This window comes from Rugamonas sp. (assembly GCF_025354735.1).
Taxonomy (GTDB): domain Bacteria; phylum Pseudomonadota; class Gammaproteobacteria; order Burkholderiales; family Burkholderiaceae_D; genus Rugamonas.
Window position 1 is genome coordinate 1 of sequence record NZ_JANXMI010000104.1, and the last position, 18,113, is coordinate 18,113.

15 protein-coding genes are annotated in these 18,113 nt (G+C 67.7%); 6 read left to right on the top strand and 9 right to left on the bottom strand.

What is annotated here, in order from left to right:
• The 3 genes from Q0S71_RS08865 to Q0S71_RS08875 form a co-directional block, all read right to left on the bottom strand.
• Window positions 1-1,270 (bottom strand): OFA family MFS transporter (locus Q0S71_RS08865; protein WP_295994018.1); only part of this gene is annotated, 1,270 nt, incomplete at its 3' end.
• 165 nt (window positions 1,271-1,435) lie between these two features.
• A complete protein-coding gene (locus Q0S71_RS08870) occupies window positions 1,436-2,650 on the bottom strand; it encodes a CocE/NonD family hydrolase (protein WP_295994019.1) in 1,215 nt (404 codons plus the stop codon).
• A 291-nt stretch (window positions 2,651-2,941) separates the two neighbouring features.
• Entirely contained in the window at window positions 2,942-4,513 is a 1,572-nt protein-coding gene (locus tag Q0S71_RS08875; RefSeq protein ID WP_295994020.1) for an MFS transporter, read from the bottom strand.
• A 235-nt stretch (window positions 4,514-4,748) separates the two neighbouring features.
• On the opposite strand from Q0S71_RS08875, the gene Q0S71_RS08880 reads away from it, so the two are divergent.
• The 4 genes from Q0S71_RS08880 (at window position 4,749) to Q0S71_RS08895 (ending at window position 8,662) form a co-directional block, all read left to right on the top strand.
• A complete protein-coding gene (locus Q0S71_RS08880; protein ID WP_295994021.1) occupies window positions 4,749-5,084 on the top strand; it encodes a flagellar basal body protein in 336 nt (111 codons plus the stop codon).
• On the top strand, window positions 5,084-6,673 hold the full coding sequence (locus tag Q0S71_RS08885) for a class I adenylate-forming enzyme family protein (RefSeq protein ID WP_295994022.1): 1,590 nt from the start codon (window positions 5,084-5,086) through the stop codon (window positions 6,671-6,673). Before Q0S71_RS08880 ends, Q0S71_RS08885 begins: the two co-directional genes overlap by 1 nt.
• Window positions 6,674-6,854: 181 nt before the next feature.
• The gene (locus tag Q0S71_RS08890) at window positions 6,855-7,826 is read left to right on the top strand and encodes a gamma-glutamyl-gamma-aminobutyrate hydrolase family protein (protein WP_295994042.1); all 972 of its coding nucleotides are present in this window, start codon (window positions 6,855-6,857) and stop codon (window positions 7,824-7,826) included.
• Between the two features lie 101 nt (window positions 7,827-7,927).
• A complete protein-coding gene (locus tag Q0S71_RS08895) occupies window positions 7,928-8,662 on the top strand; it encodes an ABC transporter substrate-binding protein (RefSeq protein WP_295994023.1) in 735 nt (244 codons plus the stop codon).
• A gap of 4 nt (window positions 8,663-8,666) precedes the next feature.
• Here the strand turns inward: Q0S71_RS08895 and Q0S71_RS08900 are convergent, their stop codons facing one another.
• The 5 genes from Q0S71_RS08900 to Q0S71_RS08920 form a co-directional block, all read right to left on the bottom strand.
• Window positions 8,667-10,751, bottom strand: coding sequence for a pyridoxamine 5'-phosphate oxidase family protein (locus tag Q0S71_RS08900; protein WP_295994024.1), 2,085 nt, complete (start codon window positions 10,749-10,751; stop codon window positions 8,667-8,669).
• A gap of 59 nt (window positions 10,752-10,810) precedes the next feature.
• Entirely contained in the window at window positions 10,811-11,452 is a 642-nt protein-coding gene (locus Q0S71_RS08905; protein WP_295994025.1) for a glutathione S-transferase family protein, read from the bottom strand.
• Between the two features lie 132 nt (window positions 11,453-11,584).
• The gene (locus Q0S71_RS08910; protein ID WP_295994026.1) at window positions 11,585-12,172 is read right to left on the bottom strand and encodes an ABATE domain-containing protein; all 588 of its coding nucleotides are present in this window, start codon (window positions 12,170-12,172) and stop codon (window positions 11,585-11,587) included.
• Window positions 12,173-12,294: 122 nt separating this feature from the next.
• The gene (locus Q0S71_RS08915) at window positions 12,295-13,425 is read right to left on the bottom strand and encodes a YbdK family carboxylate-amine ligase (protein WP_295994027.1); all 1,131 of its coding nucleotides are present in this window, start codon (window positions 13,423-13,425) and stop codon (window positions 12,295-12,297) included.
• A gap of 1 nt (window position 13,426) precedes the next feature.
• Entirely contained in the window at window positions 13,427-14,614 is a 1,188-nt protein-coding gene (locus Q0S71_RS08920; RefSeq protein WP_295994028.1) for a cation:proton antiporter, read from the bottom strand.
• A gap of 271 nt (window positions 14,615-14,885) precedes the next feature.
• On the opposite strand from Q0S71_RS08920, the gene fghA reads away from it, so the two are divergent.
• Entirely contained in the window at window positions 14,886-15,737 is an 852-nt protein-coding gene (gene fghA, locus Q0S71_RS08925; protein WP_295994029.1) for an S-formylglutathione hydrolase, read from the top strand.
• Window positions 15,738-15,752: 15 nt separating this feature from the next.
• On the opposite strand, the gene Q0S71_RS08930 is transcribed toward fghA, so the two are convergent.
• A complete protein-coding gene (locus tag Q0S71_RS08930) occupies window positions 15,753-16,334 on the bottom strand; it encodes a DJ-1/PfpI family protein (protein WP_295994030.1) in 582 nt (193 codons plus the stop codon).
• A gap of 266 nt (window positions 16,335-16,600) precedes the next feature.
• Between Q0S71_RS08930 and Q0S71_RS08935 the strand changes: the two genes are divergently transcribed.
• Window positions 16,601-18,112 carry a sulfatase gene (locus Q0S71_RS08935; RefSeq protein ID WP_295994031.1) on the top strand — a complete coding sequence of 504 codons (1,512 nt, stop codon included), beginning with the start codon at window positions 16,601-16,603 and terminating at the stop codon, window positions 18,110-18,112.
• Window position 18,113 lies beyond the last annotated feature (1 nt).

Below are 18,113 nucleotides of genomic sequence, written 5' to 3' on the forward strand. Positions count from 1 at the left end.
CCGCCGACCACGCCGTCAGCAGCCGGCCGTGGATGGCGCCCACCATCTGCGTGCCGAACAGATCGGCCAGATAGGCCGGCACGGTGGCGAAGCCGCCGCCGTACATCGACAGGATCACGCAGAAGCAGCCGATGAACAGGCCCTGCTGCAAGCCGTGGGCCGCGCCCGGGATCGCCGCGTAGAGCACGAAGCCGAGCACGAAGAACACATAATAAGTGCCCTTGCGGCCGATGTAGTCCGAGCACCACGCCCACAGGAAGCGGCCGCCGATATTAAACAGCGACAGCAAGCCGGTGAAGCCGGCCGCCAGCGCGGCGATCTGGCCTTTTTGCGCCACGGTCAGCGCCGTGACGCCGGTGTTCAGGCCCAGCAGGTGGCCGCCGAACACTTCCTGCAACAGCGGCGAGGCCATGCCGAGGATGCCGATGCCGGCCGTCACGTTCAGGCACAGCGCCAGCCACACCAGCCAGAATTGCGGCACGCCCAGCACGCGCTGCACGTGCACGTGGCGGCCGGTAATCATGGCGTTGCCGGCCTGGAGCGGCGGCGTCCAGCCGGCCGGCTGCCAGTTCGACGGCGGCACGCGGTAGGCCAGCGCGCCGCCCATCATGAAGATGAAATAAATCGCGGCCATGGTCAGAAAGGTGGGCCAGACACCGATGGCGTCGGGCGTGGCGTAGAACTTCATCAGCCAGTCGGCCAGCGGCGCGCCTATCATGGCGCCGCCGCCGAAGCCCATGATGGCCATGCCGGTCGCCATGCCGCGCCGGTCCGGGAACCATTTGATGAGCGTCGACACCGGCGAAATATAGCCGAGACCGAGGCCGATGCCGCCGATCACGCCCGAGCCCAGCCACATGATCCAGATCTGGTGCGTATAAATGCCCAGCGCCGACATCACCAGGCTGCCGCACCAGCATACCGCCGACACGGCGCCCGCCTTGCGCGGACCGGCGTGCTCCAGCCAGCCGCCGAACAGTGCCGCGGCCAGGCCGAGGAAGACGAAGAACAGTGTGAACATCCAGCCCAGCATCGAAATCGGCCAGTCGCAGCTGGTCGACGTGATTTGTTCGAAGAAGCCGAGGTTCGCGGCGCAGACGACGGGTTCGCGGATGCCGATGGCGCGCGACAGCGGCAGCCAGAACACGGAAAAACCGTAGGCCATGCCTATGCATAAATGGATGGCCAGCGCCGCCGGCGGCACCAGCCAGCGGTTGAAGCCGGGACCGGCGATGGTGCGGTCCTTCTGTAAAAAGTCTAACAAAGCCAATACAATCTCCCCCGGTAATTTTCTTTCATATCAATCTTTTCTTATGCAAAAAATTGAACGAGGGGAAGAATATCATGAAGCTATGATGCGGCGAAGATACACTTTGTGCCGCACGGCATGTCCGGCACACGCCGCAGGACAGCCGACGCCCGCCCGCGCCGGCGCTTATTCGGTGCGGCCGCTGGTCATCTCCTTGCGCTCGCGCTGCGGCGACCAGACCACACTGTCGTCGACCGAATACAGGCGGCAAGCCTGGGCGCTGCCGTCCTGGCAGACGTCGAGCGCGCGCCGGTTCGGGTCTTCGCCCTCCTCGGCCCAGCCCCAGGCGCCGCTGGGCGACACGGCAAAGGCGCGCGGCGTGCCGCGTTGCAAAAAGCTGCGGTAGGCGGCGCGGCCGCTGTCGCTCAGATAGGGCACGGCGTTGATGTCGTCGAGCACGGCGAAATGGCTGGCCCGCGGCGCCGGCGGCTCCGGGATGACGTTGACGACGCGCGTCGGCATGCCGATGCTGCGCAGGAAACGCTCGGTGCGCGGCAGCCACACCGGCACGCCGTCGCGGCTGGCCAGCATGACGTGGGCGTCGCGCTTGAAGGGGCCGTAGGCGACCAGGGACGCGCGGCCGCCGCCGCGTTGGTAGGCCTGCCACATGCGCTGCGCCAGCGCCGGTGAAAAATAAGAGTCGTTGGCGCCATAGAACCACAGGCTGGGCACGCTGGCCGCCGCGCCGTAGCGGGCGTAGGCTTGCACCAGCGCGGCTTGCCAGTCGCAGTCGTCGTCGTCGTCGAGGCGCAAGCCGCCGGCGAAGTTGAGCACGCCGCGCACGCCGGCCATGCCACGGGCCGCCAGCGCCACGCTGGCCAAGCCGCCGTAGGATTGGCCGGCGACGACGATGCGGTCGGCGTCTATCCACCGTTGGGCGCGGGCGTAGCGGATCACGTCGGCGATGTCGGCCGCCTGCGCTTCGCCGTTGGCGCCCATGTCGCAGCCGAAGTCGCGGTAGCGCCCGGTCGATTGCGCGTAGCCGCTGCGCATCGGCACCAGCACGGCGTAGCCGCGCCGCACGAAGGCGCTGGCCATGTAGACGAAGCGGTCGCGCGCCTGTAAATGCGGATCGCCGCCCTGCTTGCCGTGGTTGATGATGAGCAGCGGGAACGGGCCGGGGCCGTCGGGCTTGAAGACGGTCGTTTCCAGCGATACGTCCAGCGCCGGGCCGGCCGGGATGGCGATGATTTGTTCGTGCAGCGCCCGGTCCAGCGGCTGGGGCGCCGTGGATGCGGAGACGGTTGCTGTTGCGGTTACGGTTGCGGTTGCGGTTGCGGGCGCGGCCGCAGCGACGCCGGCGCCGAAGCCGAGGCCGAGGCCGGCCAATAGCGCGAGCATGGGCACGATGCCGCACATGCGCTTGCAAAAATAGCTATCAAAATGGCGTCGAAAACGGCGGCGCAGGCGGAATGCGGCGGTATCGATGATGCCCTCCGGTGAACGCTGAAGTGGTCACCAATTCTAGGCAATACCGTTCCCTGAACGCAATACCAAATTACCAATAGCAAGCATTTCGGGCCGAAATTACATCCCGGGCGTTGCCGTGGAGATACTGAGGTCATGGATGGAAAGAGCGTCGGCGCTGCAAGGCCGGCGCGCACGGAACCCGCCGCGCGGGCATGGCGGCGATTATTTCTGGCGCCCTATCATGCACCACGCGCTGAGCGCGCTCAGCAGCGCCAGCAGCGCCGACAGCAACATCTCCAGCCGGAAGCCGTGCACGAAGGCGGCGTCCACCGCCTGCTTCAGCGCCGCGCGCGGCGCCGGCGCCAGCGTGGCCGGCAGCTCGATGGCGACCAGCCGCGCACGCTGGTCCAGTACCTGCCGCCGCACCTCGGTGTCGACCTCGACCGCGCCGACGCGCCGCGCCAGGTCGGCGTTGAAGCCCAGGCTCATCGCCATGCCCAGCAGCGCGATGGCCAGCAGCGCAGCCACGCGCGAGACGGCGTTGTTGACGCCGGACGCGGCCCCGACCACGCTGCTGTCGACCGCGTTCATCACCGTCGTCGTCAGCGGCGCGACGGCCACCGTCATGCCGGCGCCGAGCACCAGCACGGCCGGGAAATACGTGGTCCAATAGCTGCCGCCCACGCCCGGCACGGCGAACAGCGCGAAGCCGGCGCCGGCGATGGCCGGCCCGACCACCAGCGGCAGCCGGGCGCCGTAGCGTTCGACGAGGCCGCCCGTGTAGCGCGAAAACGCGAACACGATGACGGTGAACGGCAGCAGCGCGGCGCCGGCCGCCGTCGCCGAATACCCCTGCACCTGGATCAGATTGAGCGGCAGGAAAAACAGGCCGCCGCCCAGCGCCGCGTAGAGCAGCAGCGTCAGCAGGTTGGCGCCGCTGAAATCGCGCGACCGGAACAGCTGCAAGGGCAGCATGGGCGCGACTTGGCGCCGCTCCACCTGCACGAAGGCCAGCAGCAACGCCAGCGCCAGCAGCAGCGCGGCGATCACGCGCGCGTCGCCCCAGCCGCTGGCCGACGATGCGATCAGCCCGAACACGAGACAGCCGAGCGCCCCGCTGGCCAGCGCCGCGCCCCACCAGTCGAGCCGCCGCGGCGCGTCCCGGTTGCGGCTTTCGGGCACGTGGCGCAAGGTCAGCAGCAACACCGCCAGTCCCAGCGGCACGTTAATCAGGAAGGCGTAGCGCCACGACCAGTGCTGCACGAGAAAGCCGCCCAGCACCGGCCCCAGCGCCGACGTGATCGCGCTGTAGCCGGACCAGGTGCCGATGGCCTGGCCCCGCTCGCGCTCGCCGAACGAGGAGCTGATGATCGCCAAGCTGCCCGGCACCAGCAGCGCGCCGCCCACGCCCTGCACCGCGCGCGCGACGATCAGCTGGCCGATACCGGAACTGAGGCCGCACCACAGCGACGCCGCCGAAAACAGCAGCACGCCGATCAGGAACACGCGGCGCCGGCCGTAGCGGTCGCCGGCCGCGCCGCCCACCAGCAGCAGCGCCGCCAGCAGCAAGGCATACGATTCGACCACCCACTGCAGCTCGGCGACGCCGGCTCCGAACGCCTGCTGCAAGGCCGGCAGCGCGACGTTGACGACGGTGCCGTCGATGAACACCATGCTCGACGCGAGGATGGTGGCCGCCAGCAGCCAGCGCCGCGAGGCCGGCGCGCACGGCGCATCGGCGCCCTGGCTGCGGATACGGCCTTCGGCGCACGGCAAATGGGTCGACACGGGCATGGCGCTCTCCTGATGGAGCTCTAATGTAGCATGGGTGCCGGCCACGGGTCCGCGCACTGATCGCCCCGTGGCATCGATCGCGCCGTGCTCCCGCCCCGTCCCCTGCCGCCCCGCACCCGCGCCGTGCGGCCGGCCGCGCCGCCGCGCGTTGCGGCCGCTGCTTGTTTTTTAGGCGGCGCCATGCGCGCGGCCGCGCATTGGTGTACACTATCTGCAATTGCCGAAAGGAAATATCATGGGATTCGCAGCCCTCAGCACCGGCGTCAGCGCGCTCAGCGCGACGCAACGCGCGCAGGACGTGTCCGCGCACAACATCGCCAACGCCAGCACCCGGGGCTTCCAGCCCCAGCAAGCCAATTTTCAGGAAAGCGCTCCGGCCGGCAACGGCGTGAGCCTGTCGACCAGCGCCCGCGCGCTGTCGGCCGCCGACGCCGGCGACAATGGCGGCGGCAGCAATCTCAGCGTCGACGTCACCAATTCCCTGGTGTACAAAGCGCAATTCAACGCGGCGGCGGCGGTCGTCAAGACGGCCGACTCCACGCTCGGCTCGCTGATCGACACCAAGGCTTGATGTTCGCCGACGTCGGCGGTGGCGCCAGCGCCGGCGGTGCCATCGATGCCGCCACCTTGCTGGCCGCCCTGCCCGCGCGCATCAGCGCCATCCCGCGCCAGCGCGCCGCGCTCACGCCGCACGCGCCCGCGCTGCACGACGGCGCGCGCCTCTGGAGCTACGCCGAACTGTCGCAGGCCATTGACGCCACCGCCGCGCTGCTGCGCGAACTCGGCGTGCGCGGCGGCGACCGCCTGATGGTGGTCGGCGAAAACTGCGTCGAACAGGTGGCGCTGATCTTCGCCGCCGCCCAGCTCGACGCCTGGATCGTCAACGTCAACAGCCGCCTGTCGGCGCCCGAGCTGGACCAGATCCGCCAGCATTGCGGCGCCCGGCGCGTCATCTACACCAGCGCCGCCTCGCCGGACGCGGCCGCGCATGGCGAACGCCACGGCGCCCATCGCGCCACTTCACCCTTCGGCCACTGGATGACCGGCGCCCTCAACGACGACTGCGCGCCGGCGCCGGTGACGCAAGACGGCGCCGGCCAGGTGGCGGCGCTGATCTACACCAGCGGCACCACCGGCCAGCCGAAAGGGGTGATGCTGTCGCACCGCAGCCTGCTGTTCGTGGCCGCCGTGTCGAGCACCCTGCGCGGCCTGACGCCGCAAGACCGCGCCTACGGCGTGCTGCCGATCTCGCACAGCTACGGCCTGACGTCGGTGATGCTCGGCACGCTGTACGCGGGCGCCTGCCTGTACCTGGCGCCGCGCTTTTCACCGGCGGCGCTGCTGGCGGCGCTGCGCGAGCACCGCCTCACCATCCTGCAAGGGGTGCCGGCGATGTACGCGCGCCTGCTCGAAACGCTGGGCGACACGGCCGCGCCGCTGGCGTCGCAGCTGCGCTTCATCTACGCCGGCGGCTCGCCGCTGACGCCGCGCCTGAAGACGCGGGTGCAGCAGCTGTTCGGCCTGCCGCTCCACAACGGCTACGGCCTGAGCGAGTCCGGCCCCACGGTCAGCCAGACCCGCCTCGACGCGCCGCGCGACGATGCCTCGGTCGGCTTCGTGATCCCCGGCGTCGAAGCGCGGCTGCTCGGTGCCGATGGCGCCGACATCGGTGTCGATCAGGCCGGCCAGCTGTGGATACGCGGCCCCAACGTCATGCTCGGTTACTGGCGCGAGCCGGCGTTGACGGCGGCGGCGCTGCGTCCCGACGGCTGGCTCGATACCGGCGACATCGCCCGGCGCGCGGCCGACGGCGCGCTGTTCATCGTCGGCCGCAGCAAGGAATTGATCATCCGCTCCGGCTTCAACGTTTATCCGCTGGAAGTGGAAACGGTGCTCAACGCGCAGCCGGGCGTGACGCAATCGGCCGTGGTCGGCCGCAGCGTCGGCGACGGCGACGAGGAAGTGGTGGCCTTCGTCGAACTCGATCCGCGCCACGACGTGACGGTGGACCAGCTGGCGCGGCAACTGGCGGCGGCGCTGGCGCCGTACAAGCGGCCGGCCGAGATCATCGTCATGACGGCGCTGCCGGCCGCCGCGACGGGCAAAATCCTCAAGGGCCAGCTGCGCGAGTGGGCGCGGCGGCGGCCCCGGCCCGGCTAAGCGCGCGCCTCGAAAGCGCCGCCTGTGGCAAACTGCAACTCGTCAATAGCATCCGGAGCAGCGCATGACAGACAGCGACAGCAAGGACAGCAAGGACAGCGGTCACGGCGGGCGCGACGCGCCGCCGGCCGGACAGCCGCACGCGGCACAGGACAAGGTACAAGACGCGGCACAGAACAACATGCAGGACAAAGTACGGGACGAGGCGGCGGACGAACAATCCGGCGGCCAGCGCCGGCGCCGCTCGGACCGCGACCGCCGCTCCGACGGCACGCCGCGCTACCTCGATCCCGGCGACACCGTGTTCAGCCTGTGGGGCCGGGTGCTGATGGCGCGCTACCGGCGCATCGCCGCGTCGGCCACGCGCCACATCATCCAGCGGCCGCTGCACATCGGCATTTCGGCGCGCATCTTCCACCCGGAGGCGGGCGCCACGGGACTGCGCAGCAAGAATCTGCAATATCTGGAAGAGTCGATCGCGCAGTGGGTGATGTCGCGCGACGTGCTCGTGTTCATGATCCCGACCGTCAACACCGACGGCCTGCTGCACCCCAGCAGCATCCGTCTGCGCGACTACGCCAGGCACCTCGACGGCCTGGTGCTGCAAGGCGGCGCCGACGTCTCGCCGCAAAGCTATTCCGAAACGCCCACCCGGCCCGAATGGGGCGGCGACCGCGCGCGCGACATGTACGAGCTGGAGCTGCTGCACGAATTCGTCGAGGCCGGCAAGCCGGTGCTGGGCATCTGCCGCGGCTGCCAGCTCATCAACGTCGCCTTCGGCGGCACGCTGTTCCAGGACATCTCCAGCGAAGTGCCGGACGCGCTCTCGCACGTCAACGACGACTACGACCGCAACCGCCACGCCATCACCTTCCCGGCCGGCTCCTCGCTGGCGCGGCTGTTCAAGGGGCAGAGCCGCGGCCTGGTCAATTCCATCCACCACCAGGCCGTCAAGACGCTGGGGCGCGACATGGCCATCGAAGCGCTGTCGGCGCCGGACCAGATGGTCGAGGCGATCCGCTACCGCAAGGCGCCCTTCGTCATGGGCCTGCAGTGGCATCCCGAATTCCACCGCGCAGGCGGCGTCGAGCTGCTCGACTGCACGCCCATCCTCGACAACTTCCTGCGCGTGGCGCGCGAAACGCGCTTCTGACCCGGTTGGAAGCCGGCCGCGCCGCAGGTAGCGGCGGCGGCGGGCGGCGCTTCCTGTAGACTGCGACATTGATGATATGTCGCGATCCGCGTGGAGCAACGATGGCCCCGTCCCTGTCCCGAGTCGTTTTTTTCTTTTGCTGCGCGCTCGGCGCCGGCGCGGAAGCGGCCGCCGCCGGGATGCCGCCCGTGTACATCAACAACCTGGCGCCCTTCGCCTACGAAGACCACGGCGTCATGAAGGGCGTGATCTATGACCTCGTCGTCGACATCGCGCGCCGCGCCGGCGCCGGCGGCAGCGTCGACGCCGTGCCCTTCAAGCGCATCACGGCGCGCCTGGGCGACAAGCCGAACACCTACGGCGTGATCTGGCGCCAGCCCGAAAACGAAGCCTCCTACACCTGGATCGTCAAGCTGCTCGACGAGCGCATGATGCTCGTCGCCGCCAGCGGTTCCGGCGTCGATATCTCCTCCGTCGCGGCGGCCCGCCACCTGCGCGCCGGCGTGGTGCTGGGCAGCCCGGCCGACGTCATCGCGCACCGCCTCGGCTTCGACCATATCGAGGCGGTCGGCAACGCCGAAAGCAACGCGCGCAAACTGGCCGCCGGCCGCATCGACGTCTGGCTGGCCGTGCCGGGCGTGGTCAATTACGGCCGGCAGCGCAGCGGCGCGGCCATGGGCGGAGTGCGTTTCGGCGCGCAGATCGAACCGGTCAGCATGTACCTGGCCTGCACGCAGCCATGCGACCAGGCCGACGTGGCCAAGCTGCGCGCCATCTTCGACGCCATGACCCAAGACGGCAGCTACGCCCGCATCCTGCGCCAGTACCACTACTGAATACTTACAGGTCCAGCACCACGCCTACACGATGTTCGCTGTCCGGCAGATGCGGTCCCGCATGCGGGCGCGAACAACAGATCAGCGCCTCGTCCGGCGCCGCCTGGCAGGCAGGGGCCGACGAATAATCGACCGCGCCATCTATCACACGCACCGCGCAAGTGCCGCACAAGCCGCTGCGGCAGGCGAACAGCGGCGACAAGCCCTGCGCCTCCGCCAGTTCCAGCAGCGTGCCGTCGGCCGGCCGCCACAACACGGTCTTGTCGCTGCGCGCGAACGTCACCTGGACGCCCTCGCCCGCGTCGGCCTCCGCCGCCTTGGCAACCCTGCTGCGCGCCACGGAAGCGGCGCCGAAGGACTCGAAACGGATGCGCTCATCGGCCACATTCAGTTTGCGCAGCCCGTCGTACAAACCTTGCATGAAGCCGGCCGGCCCGCACAGATAAAAATCGTAATCGTCGAACGGCAGCACGGCCTTGAGAAAGTCGATGTCGACCCGGCCCGCGTGGTAATGCGCATCGGCCGCCGCATCGCCGTCGCCGGGCTGGCTGAAGCTCACATGCAGATGCAGGTTGGCGTGGCGCGCCGCCTTGTCCAGCAGATGGCGCTCGAACGCCAGCTCGCGCCGGCTGCGCGCGCCGTGCAGGAAGAATATCGGCGCATGGTGGCGGCTGCGGCCTTCGTTGACCAGCAGGCTATTTAGCATGGCCAGCATCGGCGTCACGCCAACGCCGGCCGACACCAGCACCACCGGCCGCGTGCTGTCCGAATCGAACACGAAATCGCCGCGCGGCGCCATCACTTCCAGCGTACCGCCCCGCACCGCGTGGCGATGCAGCCAGTCCGAGGCCGGCCCCTGGCGCCGCACGCTGATGCGGTAGCCGCGGCCGTCCGGCGCATCCGACAGCGTGTAGGTGCGCATCAGCGGCGGCCCGCCGGCGGCCAGCGGCACCCGCACCGGCAGATACTGGCCCGGCCGATAAGCGGCCACGCCGCCGCCGTCGTCCGGCTCCAGCACGAAGGACATGACGGTCGCGCTTTCCGCGACCGCCGCCGCCACCTTGAAGCGGCGCCAGTCGTTGCGCCGGCTCTCGGCCAACATGCCGCGCCGCGCCGCTTCCCAGGAGCCGGTCCGCTCCAGCATCGGCGACCACGAAGGCGCCGACCAGCGCAGCGGCAGCGCGTGATCGAGCCGGATCACGCGCTCGATGTGGAAGCGGATCAGGCGCTGGGCGCCGGCGTAGGCCGCCACTTCGGCGCCGTCCCAGATCATCTCGGCGCGCGCCGCCACGTGCAGCATGGTGCCGCGCTCGAAATCGATGAACAGCAAACCGGCGCGCGGATGCAGCAGCAGATTGCCGATGGTGTTGAAGTAGAAATTGCCGACAAAGTCGGGCACCGTCAGCGTGCGGGCGTCGTCGATGCGCACGAAGCCGGCCTTGCCGCCGCGATGACTGACATCGGCGCCGGCCGCCGCCGCGTCCTCCGGCGGGCGGTGCGCGCTGGCGATGAAGAAGGTGTCGGCCGCCGCCACCAGCGCCAGCGCCGCCGCATCGAGCTCGCCGCCGTGCCAGGGCCGGGTGCCGGCCGGCGGCGCGGGCGCCACTTCCCAGTCGCGCCCCTGGATATATTGCGGGCAGTTGCCAAAGCTCTGATGCACGCGCACCGCCAGCGTGCCCGGCGCGGACGGCACCAGCTTGCCGTTGGCGCGGTTGCGGCGTCGGGTCGGCAGTTCGATGCCGAGCAGGCCGATGTCGGCGCCCGGCGCCAGCACGCCCGCCAGCGGATCACCGGCCACCGGCAGCGCCGCGATGTGCAGCAGGTCGGCCTGCGGCGCCCGCACGAAACCGGGCGCGCCGGTCATGATGGTGGCCCAGGGCTGGCCGTCGGCATCGACCGCGCCGGCCACGATGAACGGCAGATGCGCGAAAAACTGGCGGTGCTGGTCCGGCATCAGGCTGCGCATGGCACGCCGGCCCTGTCGCTCCATCTTGTCGGCCACGCCCACGCGCCGTTGCGCTTCCAGCTCACCCGCATGAAACAGGGGCCGGCCCTCGGGCCAGACGGATGACGATTCGATATCGGACATGATGGACTCCTGTGCAGATGAATGATGCGCACGCGCCGGCGATGGCGACGGCGCTGAACTTATGCGGCGGCCGCCCGCTTGGGCAGCGCCACGAAGCCGGGCAGCTGTTCGATGCGGCGCAACCAGGCGCGCAGCTGCGGATACGGCTCCAGCGACACGTCGCCATCGGGCGCCATCGCGATGTAGCTGAACGCGGCCAGGTCGGCGATGGTCGGCTGCTCGCCGGTGGCGAAGGAACGCTGGCCTAATTGCGCATCGAGCACGGCGAACAGGTTTTCGGCGATCATCCTGGCGCGTGGATAGTCGAGCGGCGCGCCGAACAGCTTGACCAGCCGCGTCGAATTCGGCCCGGCGGCGATCGGACCGGCCGCCATCGACAGCCATTGCTGCACGCGCGCGGCGGCGACCGGATCGCGCGGCAGCCAGCGGCCGTCGTCGTAGCGCGAGGCCAGGTAGACCAGGATCGCGTTGGAGTCGTACAGCACCAGGTCGCCGTCCTCCAGCACCGGAACCTGGCCGAGCGGATTGAGCTCCAGGAAGGCCGCGCCCTTGTGCTGGCCGGCGGGGATATCGACATCCACCGTTTCATACGGCAGATCGAGCATGGACAGCAGCAGCTCGACGCGGTGGCAATGGCCGGACATATAGTGGCGATGCAGGCGGATCGGCTGGGCGGGTTTGGCGGGTGTGGCGATGGTCATGGCGAGTCCTCAAGTGAACGATGAAAGAAGTGAACGATGAAGTCCGGGCAAAGCCGGGCCCCAGGCGACGCGTGCGTCACCCTGCCCGACTAATTTTTTACAGCGGTATGAAGCCGATGAAAACGAAAACGGTCAGCCGTTGCTATCCTGCTGCCGTTGACGGAAACTGGCCACCTTGTGGCGGTTGCCGCAGACCGCCATGCGGCACCAGCGGCGCCGGTGCGACTTGGTCTTATCGAGGAAGATCAAAATGCAATCGGGATTTTCGCAGTGCTTGATGAGCGAAAAATCGCCGTCGGCGAGCAGTTCGGCGGCCGCTTCGACCAGGGGGCCGATGAGTTTTTTGGCGTTGCCGGCGTCATAGCGGGCCTGCAAGGCGAGCGCGCCGCCGGCGTCCTCCAGCAGTTCCAGGTGGCGGCTCGATTGCGCCAGATAGGCATTGAAGGCGCTCAGGTCCAGACGCTGGCCCGCCTTGCGCTCGGCCACCAGCTTGCGGAACAATTCGCGGAAGCCGCGCGCCACGTCGAGCAGGCGCGGGACCGGATCGCGCCCCGTCATCCCCTGCGCCACAAAACCGGCGCGCTCCAGCCAGAGCAGCACATCGGCGTCGCTGCGCCAGCTGTCGGTCGGCGCGCCGTTGGCCATGGCGACCGTGTTGAGCAGGTTCAGCGCCGGATGATCGGCGATGAATTCCGGGCTGGTGCTGGCGTTGTCTGTCATGGCGGCTCCTTGATCGATGGGCAAAGAGTAACCCCTTAAATCATCGAAGTCAAGTTACATCGTCATATTTTTAAACCCGTTAAAATAAGATTTACAGGTTAGCAAAATCGAACGCGCCACGGTCAGCGCCCGCGAAAACGCTGGATCGCCGCGTCGACCACACCCTCCACGCTGCCGCTGTTGCCGAACTGGTCGCGCAGATATTGCGCATCGCTGCCGAGGTGCGTCACCTCCACCAGATGCGCCAGCCCCGCGCTGCCGCCCAGCGCCGCGCCGTGCGGTTCCATCTTGCGCAGCGTCGTCAGGATGTCTTCGCGCATCGACAGGCTCTCGTAGGTTTTCGGATGCACCAGCGTGCCATCGAGGCCGAAGCGGCAAGCCTGGAAACGGTTGTAGTTATAGACCAGGTAATCGTCTTCGACCGGCACCTCGTCGGTCCCCAGCTCGCGCCGCTCCAGCAGATAGCGACACAGCGCCTGCAAATACGCGGCCAGCGCCGCCGCCCGCTCCACCGTCAGCGGCGTGTCGCACACGCGCAGTTCGATGGTGCCGAATTCGGGCTTGGGCCGGATGTCCCAGTAAAAATCCTTCATGCTCTTGATGACGCCCGTGTGCTCCATCTTGGCGAAATAGCCGTTGGCGAAATCGTCCCAGCGCAGCAGGAAGGGCGCGCGTCCGCTCATCGGAAACGCGAACACGGAATTGAGCCGCGCGGAGTTGAACAGCGTGTCGTTGCCCTGCACATAAGGCGACGACGCCGACAGCGCGATAAAGTGCGGCACGTAGCGGCTCAGGGCGTGCAGCAGGTAGAGCGCGTCGTCGCCGGAGGCGCAGCCTATGTGCACGTGCTGGCCGAAGATCGTGAACTGCTTGGCCAGATAGCCATACAGCTCCGACACTTCCTTGAAGCGCGGCTTGGAAAAAATCCGCCGCTCCGACCACTTCTGGAACGGATGCGTGCCGCCGCCGGCGATGCCGATGTTGAGCGTTTCGCCGGCCTGCACCAGTGTGTCGCGGATCAGCTGCAACTGCGCCAGCAGCTCGGCGTGGTTGGTGTGCACGTCGCTGTTAATCTCGATCATGCTCTCGGTGATTTCCGGCGTCACGTTGCCGGGAAAGGGTTTGCGGCCCAGCAGATGCAGCAGGTCCGGGCTGGACGCGGTCAGGTCGTAGTCCGACAGGCTGACCAGTTGCAGTTCCAGTTCGACGCCCATGGTCAGCGGCGCCGATGATGTGTAGGGTTCCAGCGGCATGTCAGTGCTCCTCTTTGTCGGGCGATTCGCTGGCCCAGATCAGCGCGCGCTGCGTGATGATAGGGCCGATCAATTCCATAAACAGCGTCATGCCGGCCAGCGCGGCCAGCTCGTCGACCAGCACGATGCCCAGGTAGCGCGCCTGCTCCAGCAGCAGAATCACGAACACCGACATCGGCGCCAGCGCGATGCCGGTCAGCGTGCCCTTGCGCCAGGTGATGCCGCCGGCGCGCGCGAAGGCCATCACGCACAAGGTCTTGACGACGAAGCGCGCCAGCAGCAGCAACAGCGCCAGGCCGGCGCCGGCGGTGACGCGCTCCCAGCTCAGGGTCGACACCGCGAACACGAACAGCAGCACCGTCAGCAGCTCGCCGATGCCGCCGAAATTGCGCTCGGTGCGGCTGAAGGCGACGCGCCGGTGGCGCGCCATCAGGCCGAAGGTCAGCGTCGCCAGCACCGGCGACAATTCCGTCGCGTGCGCGATCGCCACCAGCAGCAGCACGCCGAGCGCGAAAGCGACCGTGCCGTCGCGCGCCAGGTTGCCGAGCTGGCGCAGCACGGCCGGCACGGCGAAGCCGAACACGGCGCCCATGGCGGCCGACGCCAGCAACTCGATCAGGCTGCGCGAGGCCGCCTGCGGCAGGCTGCCGGAGGTCTGGAACACCCACACGCCGACGATCACCTTGAACGCGAACACGGCCAGCACGCAGTTGATCGCCACCAGGTGCAGCACGCGCTCCGTCACCTGGCCAGAACTGCCCTCCTCGTTGATCACGCGCAGCACGCCGGCCGGCGACGACGACATCGCCAGGGACGCCAGCAGCAGGGACGTCATCGGCGGCATGCCGAAGGCGAGCGCGATGGCGTAGACCACGCCGAAGGTGGCCGCCGATTCGGCCACGCCGCTGACGGCGATCCACGGATTGATGCGCAGCCAGTGCAGATTGATGCGGTAGCCGAATTCGAACAGGATCAGGCCGAAGGCCAGGTTGGCCAGCAGCGCGACGGTGCTGCTGCCGTCGGTGGCCAGCAGCGCGGGAAAGCTCTGGGCCAGTAAAAATCCGACCAGGCCATAGACGCTGATGCGGGGGACGCCGAACCAGCGGTGGACGAATTCGCCGCACAGCCAGGCCAGCAGGATGGCGCAGGGCCACGCAAGTTCGGCCGAAATTACCAGGAAGTCTGGCATGATATCTCCTTGTCGTTGATGCGCCGGAAAGGCAGCAGGCATAAGGCGCGCTTTGCGGCGCGCCTTATGCGAGCGACGTATGGTGTAACGATGAACGTCGTCCGGCAGGCAGAAGATGAACCGCGCGGCAGGCCGTGACAGCGTGCGCGGCGCGGCATAAAATAGTGAGCCAGCAGGCGACAATCTAGTGCATCCCGCGAAAATCTGTCGCACAGATGAGACAGTGCGTGACAACGCAGCGGCCACGTACAATCGCACACAAAGGAATATGATGCTTGAACTTCTCAACGAACACGTTTGCCACGGCGGCGTGCAGCGCTACTACCGCCACCAGTCGCAGGCCATCGGCTTGTCGATGCGCTTCGCCGCCTTCATTCCGGCGCGGGCCGACGGCGCGGCGCTGCCGGCGCTGTTTTATCTGGCCGGGCTGACCTGCACCGAAGAGACCTTCATGATCAAGGCCGGCGCGCAGCGCATGGCGGCGCAGGAGGGCCTGATCCTGATCGCGCCCGACACCAGCCCGCGCGGCGCCAGCGTGGCCGGCGAGGACGACTCGTGGGACTTCGGCCTCGGCGCCGGCTTCTATCTCGACGCGACGCAGGCGCCGTGGAATATGAACTACCGCATGGAGAGCTATATCCGCGAACTGCGCGAACTGGTGATACGGGAACTGGACGTGGACGCGCGGCGCGTCGGCATCTGCGGCCACTCGATGGGCGGCCACGGCGCGCTGACGCTGGCGCTGCGCCATCCCGAGCTGTTCCGCTCCGTGTCCGCCTTCGCGCCCATCGCCGCGCCGTCGCAAGCGCCGTGGGGCCAGAAGGCCTTCACCGGCTACCTCGGCGCCGACCGCGCCGCGTGGGCCGCGCACGACGCCAGCGCCCTGATGGCGCAGCGGCGCACGCCCTTCCCCGACGGCATATTGATCGACCAGGGCTTGGGCGACCAGTTCCTCGACACGCAGTTATACCCGGAAGTGTTCGAGCAAGCCTGCCGCGGTGCCGCGCAGCCGCTGCGACTGCGGCGGCACGCGGGCTACGACCACGGCTACTACTTCATCATGAGCTTCATCGACGACCACCTGCGCTTCCACACTAAAAATCTGAAGGCGCTGGCCGATTGACGTCGAGGCTGGACGTTACAGCCTGATCTCGGTGCCCAGCTTTTGCAGGAACTGCGCCAGCCATTGCGGGTGCGCCGGCCACGCCGGCGCGGTCACGAAGATGCCGTCGGTGACGGCGGCGTCGATGGCGATATCGGCATACTCGGCGCCGGCCATCCTCACCTCCGGCGCGCAAGCCGGATAGGCCGAGATTTTTTTGCCGCGGATGATGTCGGCCGTCGCCAGCAGCTGGGCGCCGTGGCACACGGCCGCAATCGGCTTGTTGGCGTGCGCGAACTGCTGGAGCAAATCGATCACGCGCGGGTTCAGGCGCAGATACTCGGGCGCGCGGCCGCCGGCGATCATCAGCGCGTCGTAATCGGCCGCGTGGACGTCGTCGAAAGTGGCGTTGAGCGTGAACAGGTGGCCCGGTTTTTCGGTGTAGGTCTGGTCGCCCTCGAAGTCGTGGATGGCGGTCTTGATCTTGTCGCCGCTTTTCTTGTCGGGGCAAACGGCATGCACCGTGTGTCCGACCATCTGTAGCGCCTGGAACGGCACCATCGTTTCGTAATCTTCCGCAAAATCGCCGGTCAGGAACAGGATTTTTTTAGCTGCCATGGTCGTCTCCCACGTTGGATATCGTTAGCGCCCGCGCCGGCTGACGCGGACGTACATGCAGTAGCAACGTTGATGATAGCCCAAGTCGCGGCGGCCGGCGAAGCGGCGCACGGTTTTATTCAGCCCAATCATTGCAAAATATGAATGCCGGATTAATCATTATAAGAATCAATCCACGCTTTATTTAAATTATTTTTTACATTCTTTGAATACTCTAATAGTTTTGGAATAAAATATTCCGCATTGGAATTCCGAAAAAAACAAATATGGATAATAAAATAACGCGACGCCAGGCACTGGCGCGCACCTCCGTCGCGCTCGGCGGCGCGCTGCTGGGTGGCCTGGCCACTTCCCTGGCCCGCGCCGCCGCGGCCGGCACGCCGCTGAACCGTCCCAACATCCTGTTCATGCTGGCGGACGACTGGAGCTGGCAGGGTTCCGAATCGACCGATCAACTAGGCCTGCGCATGCCGACGCTGGCCCGCATGCAGCGCGCCGGCGTCACGTTTGAAAACGCCTTCGTCGCCTCGCCGACCTGCACCGCCTCGCGCGGCGCGATTCTTTCCGGACGCTGGCCGTGGCGGCTGGAAGAAGGCGCGAATCTGGCCAGCATCTTGCCGCAGCATTTTCCGCTCTACACCGACCTGCTGGAATCGAGCGGCTATTACGTCGGCATGACGCGCAAGGGCTGGGCTCCCGGCCAGTTGGGCCCGGCGGGCCGCAAGCGCAATCCGGCCGGCAACGCTTATTCAGACTTCAACACTTTCCTGTACAAGCGTCCGGCCGACCGGCCCTTCTGCTTCTGGTTCGGCTCGGACGATCCACACCGTCCCTACAACAAGGGCATAGGCATCAAGAGCGGCATCGACCCGGCCACCATCACGGTGCCGCCCTACCTGCCGGACACGCCGGAGGTACGCAGCGATATCGCCGATTACCGTTATTCGCTGGAACGTTTCGACCTCGAAGCCGGCCTGCTGCTGGACCGCCTCGAGCGCGACGGCGAGCTGGCCAACACCCTGGTCATCATGACCGGCGACAACGGCTGGCCCTTCCCGCGCGGCAAAGCCACGCTGTACGACGCCGGCAGCCACGTGCCGCTGGTGGCCATGTATCCGGCCAAGATCCCGGGCGGCCGGGTGTCGAAGGCCTTAATCAGCACGGTCGACCTGGCCGCCACTTTCCTGGACGTGGCCGGCGTGGCCAAGCCGGCCTCGATGGATTCGCAAACCTTGATGCCGCTGCTGGCGGCCGGCGGCGACGGGCCGCGCCGGTTCGTGCTCGCCGGCCGCGAACGGCATATGGACGGCGCCGAAGTGCCGCTACAAGCTTATGCCAGCCGTTCGATACGGACCGCGCAATATCTGTACATCCGCAACTTCTTCCCGGAGCGCTGGCCGGCCGGCGCGCCCGGCCACCGTCCGGTCACCCGGCAGCAGCTGGAAAACGACTTTTTCGCGGCCTATCCCGACATCGATTACGGCCCGACCAAGGCCGTCATGGTGCTGGGCCAGGACGATCAAAAGATCGCACCGCTGCTGAAACTGGCGACCGGCAAGCGTCCGCCGGCCGAGCTGTACGACGTCGCGGCCGACCCTTACCAGTTGAGTAATCTGATGGGCCAGCCGCAGCTGAAGGCGGTGGTGGCGCAGCTGGACCAGGCCCTGCTCGCCGAGCTGCGCCGCACCGGCGACCCGCGCGTCGGCAAGCCGGGCGACATCTTCGACCATTATCCTTCGTACAGCGATCCCGGCTTCGGCCGTCCGGACGACTTCTGAG

Excerpts from the sequence above, each read along its gene's own strand:
- Q0S71_RS08905 (WP_295994025.1), bottom strand. The coding sequence starts at position 11,452 with ATGACCATCGCCACACCCGCCAAACCCGCCCAGCCGATCCGCCTGCAT.
- Q0S71_RS08900 (WP_295994024.1), bottom strand. The coding sequence starts at position 10,751 with ATGTCCGATATCGAATCGTCATCCGTCTGGCCCGAGGGCCGGCCCCTG.
- Q0S71_RS08930 (WP_295994030.1), bottom strand. The coding sequence starts at position 16,334 with ATGGCAGCTAAAAAAATCCTGTTCCTGACCGGCGATTTTGCGGAAGAT.
- Q0S71_RS08880 (WP_295994021.1), top strand. The coding sequence starts at position 4,749 with ATGGGATTCGCAGCCCTCAGCACCGGCGTCAGCGCGCTCAGCGCGACG.
- Q0S71_RS08890 (WP_295994042.1), top strand. The coding sequence starts at position 6,855 with ATGCAGGACAAAGTACGGGACGAGGCGGCGGACGAACAATCCGGCGGC.
- Q0S71_RS08915 (WP_295994027.1), bottom strand. The coding sequence starts at position 13,425 with ATGCCGCTGGAACCCTACACATCATCGGCGCCGCTGACCATGGGCGTC.
- Q0S71_RS08875 (WP_295994020.1), bottom strand. The coding sequence starts at position 4,513 with ATGCCCGTGTCGACCCATTTGCCGTGCGCCGAAGGCCGTATCCGCAGC.
- Q0S71_RS08870 (WP_295994019.1), bottom strand. The coding sequence starts at position 2,650 with ATGCTCGCGCTATTGGCCGGCCTCGGCCTCGGCTTCGGCGCCGGCGTC.
- Q0S71_RS08910 (WP_295994026.1), bottom strand. The coding sequence starts at position 12,172 with ATGACAGACAACGCCAGCACCAGCCCGGAATTCATCGCCGATCATCCG.
- fghA (WP_295994029.1), top strand. The coding sequence starts at position 14,886 with ATGCTTGAACTTCTCAACGAACACGTTTGCCACGGCGGCGTGCAGCGC.
- Q0S71_RS08885 (WP_295994022.1), top strand. The coding sequence starts at position 5,084 with ATGTTCGCCGACGTCGGCGGTGGCGCCAGCGCCGGCGGTGCCATCGAT.
- Q0S71_RS08895 (WP_295994023.1), top strand. The coding sequence starts at position 7,928 with ATGGCCCCGTCCCTGTCCCGAGTCGTTTTTTTCTTTTGCTGCGCGCTC.
- Q0S71_RS08920 (WP_295994028.1), bottom strand. The coding sequence starts at position 14,614 with ATGCCAGACTTCCTGGTAATTTCGGCCGAACTTGCGTGGCCCTGCGCC.
- Q0S71_RS08935 (WP_295994031.1), top strand. The coding sequence starts at position 16,601 with ATGGATAATAAAATAACGCGACGCCAGGCACTGGCGCGCACCTCCGTC.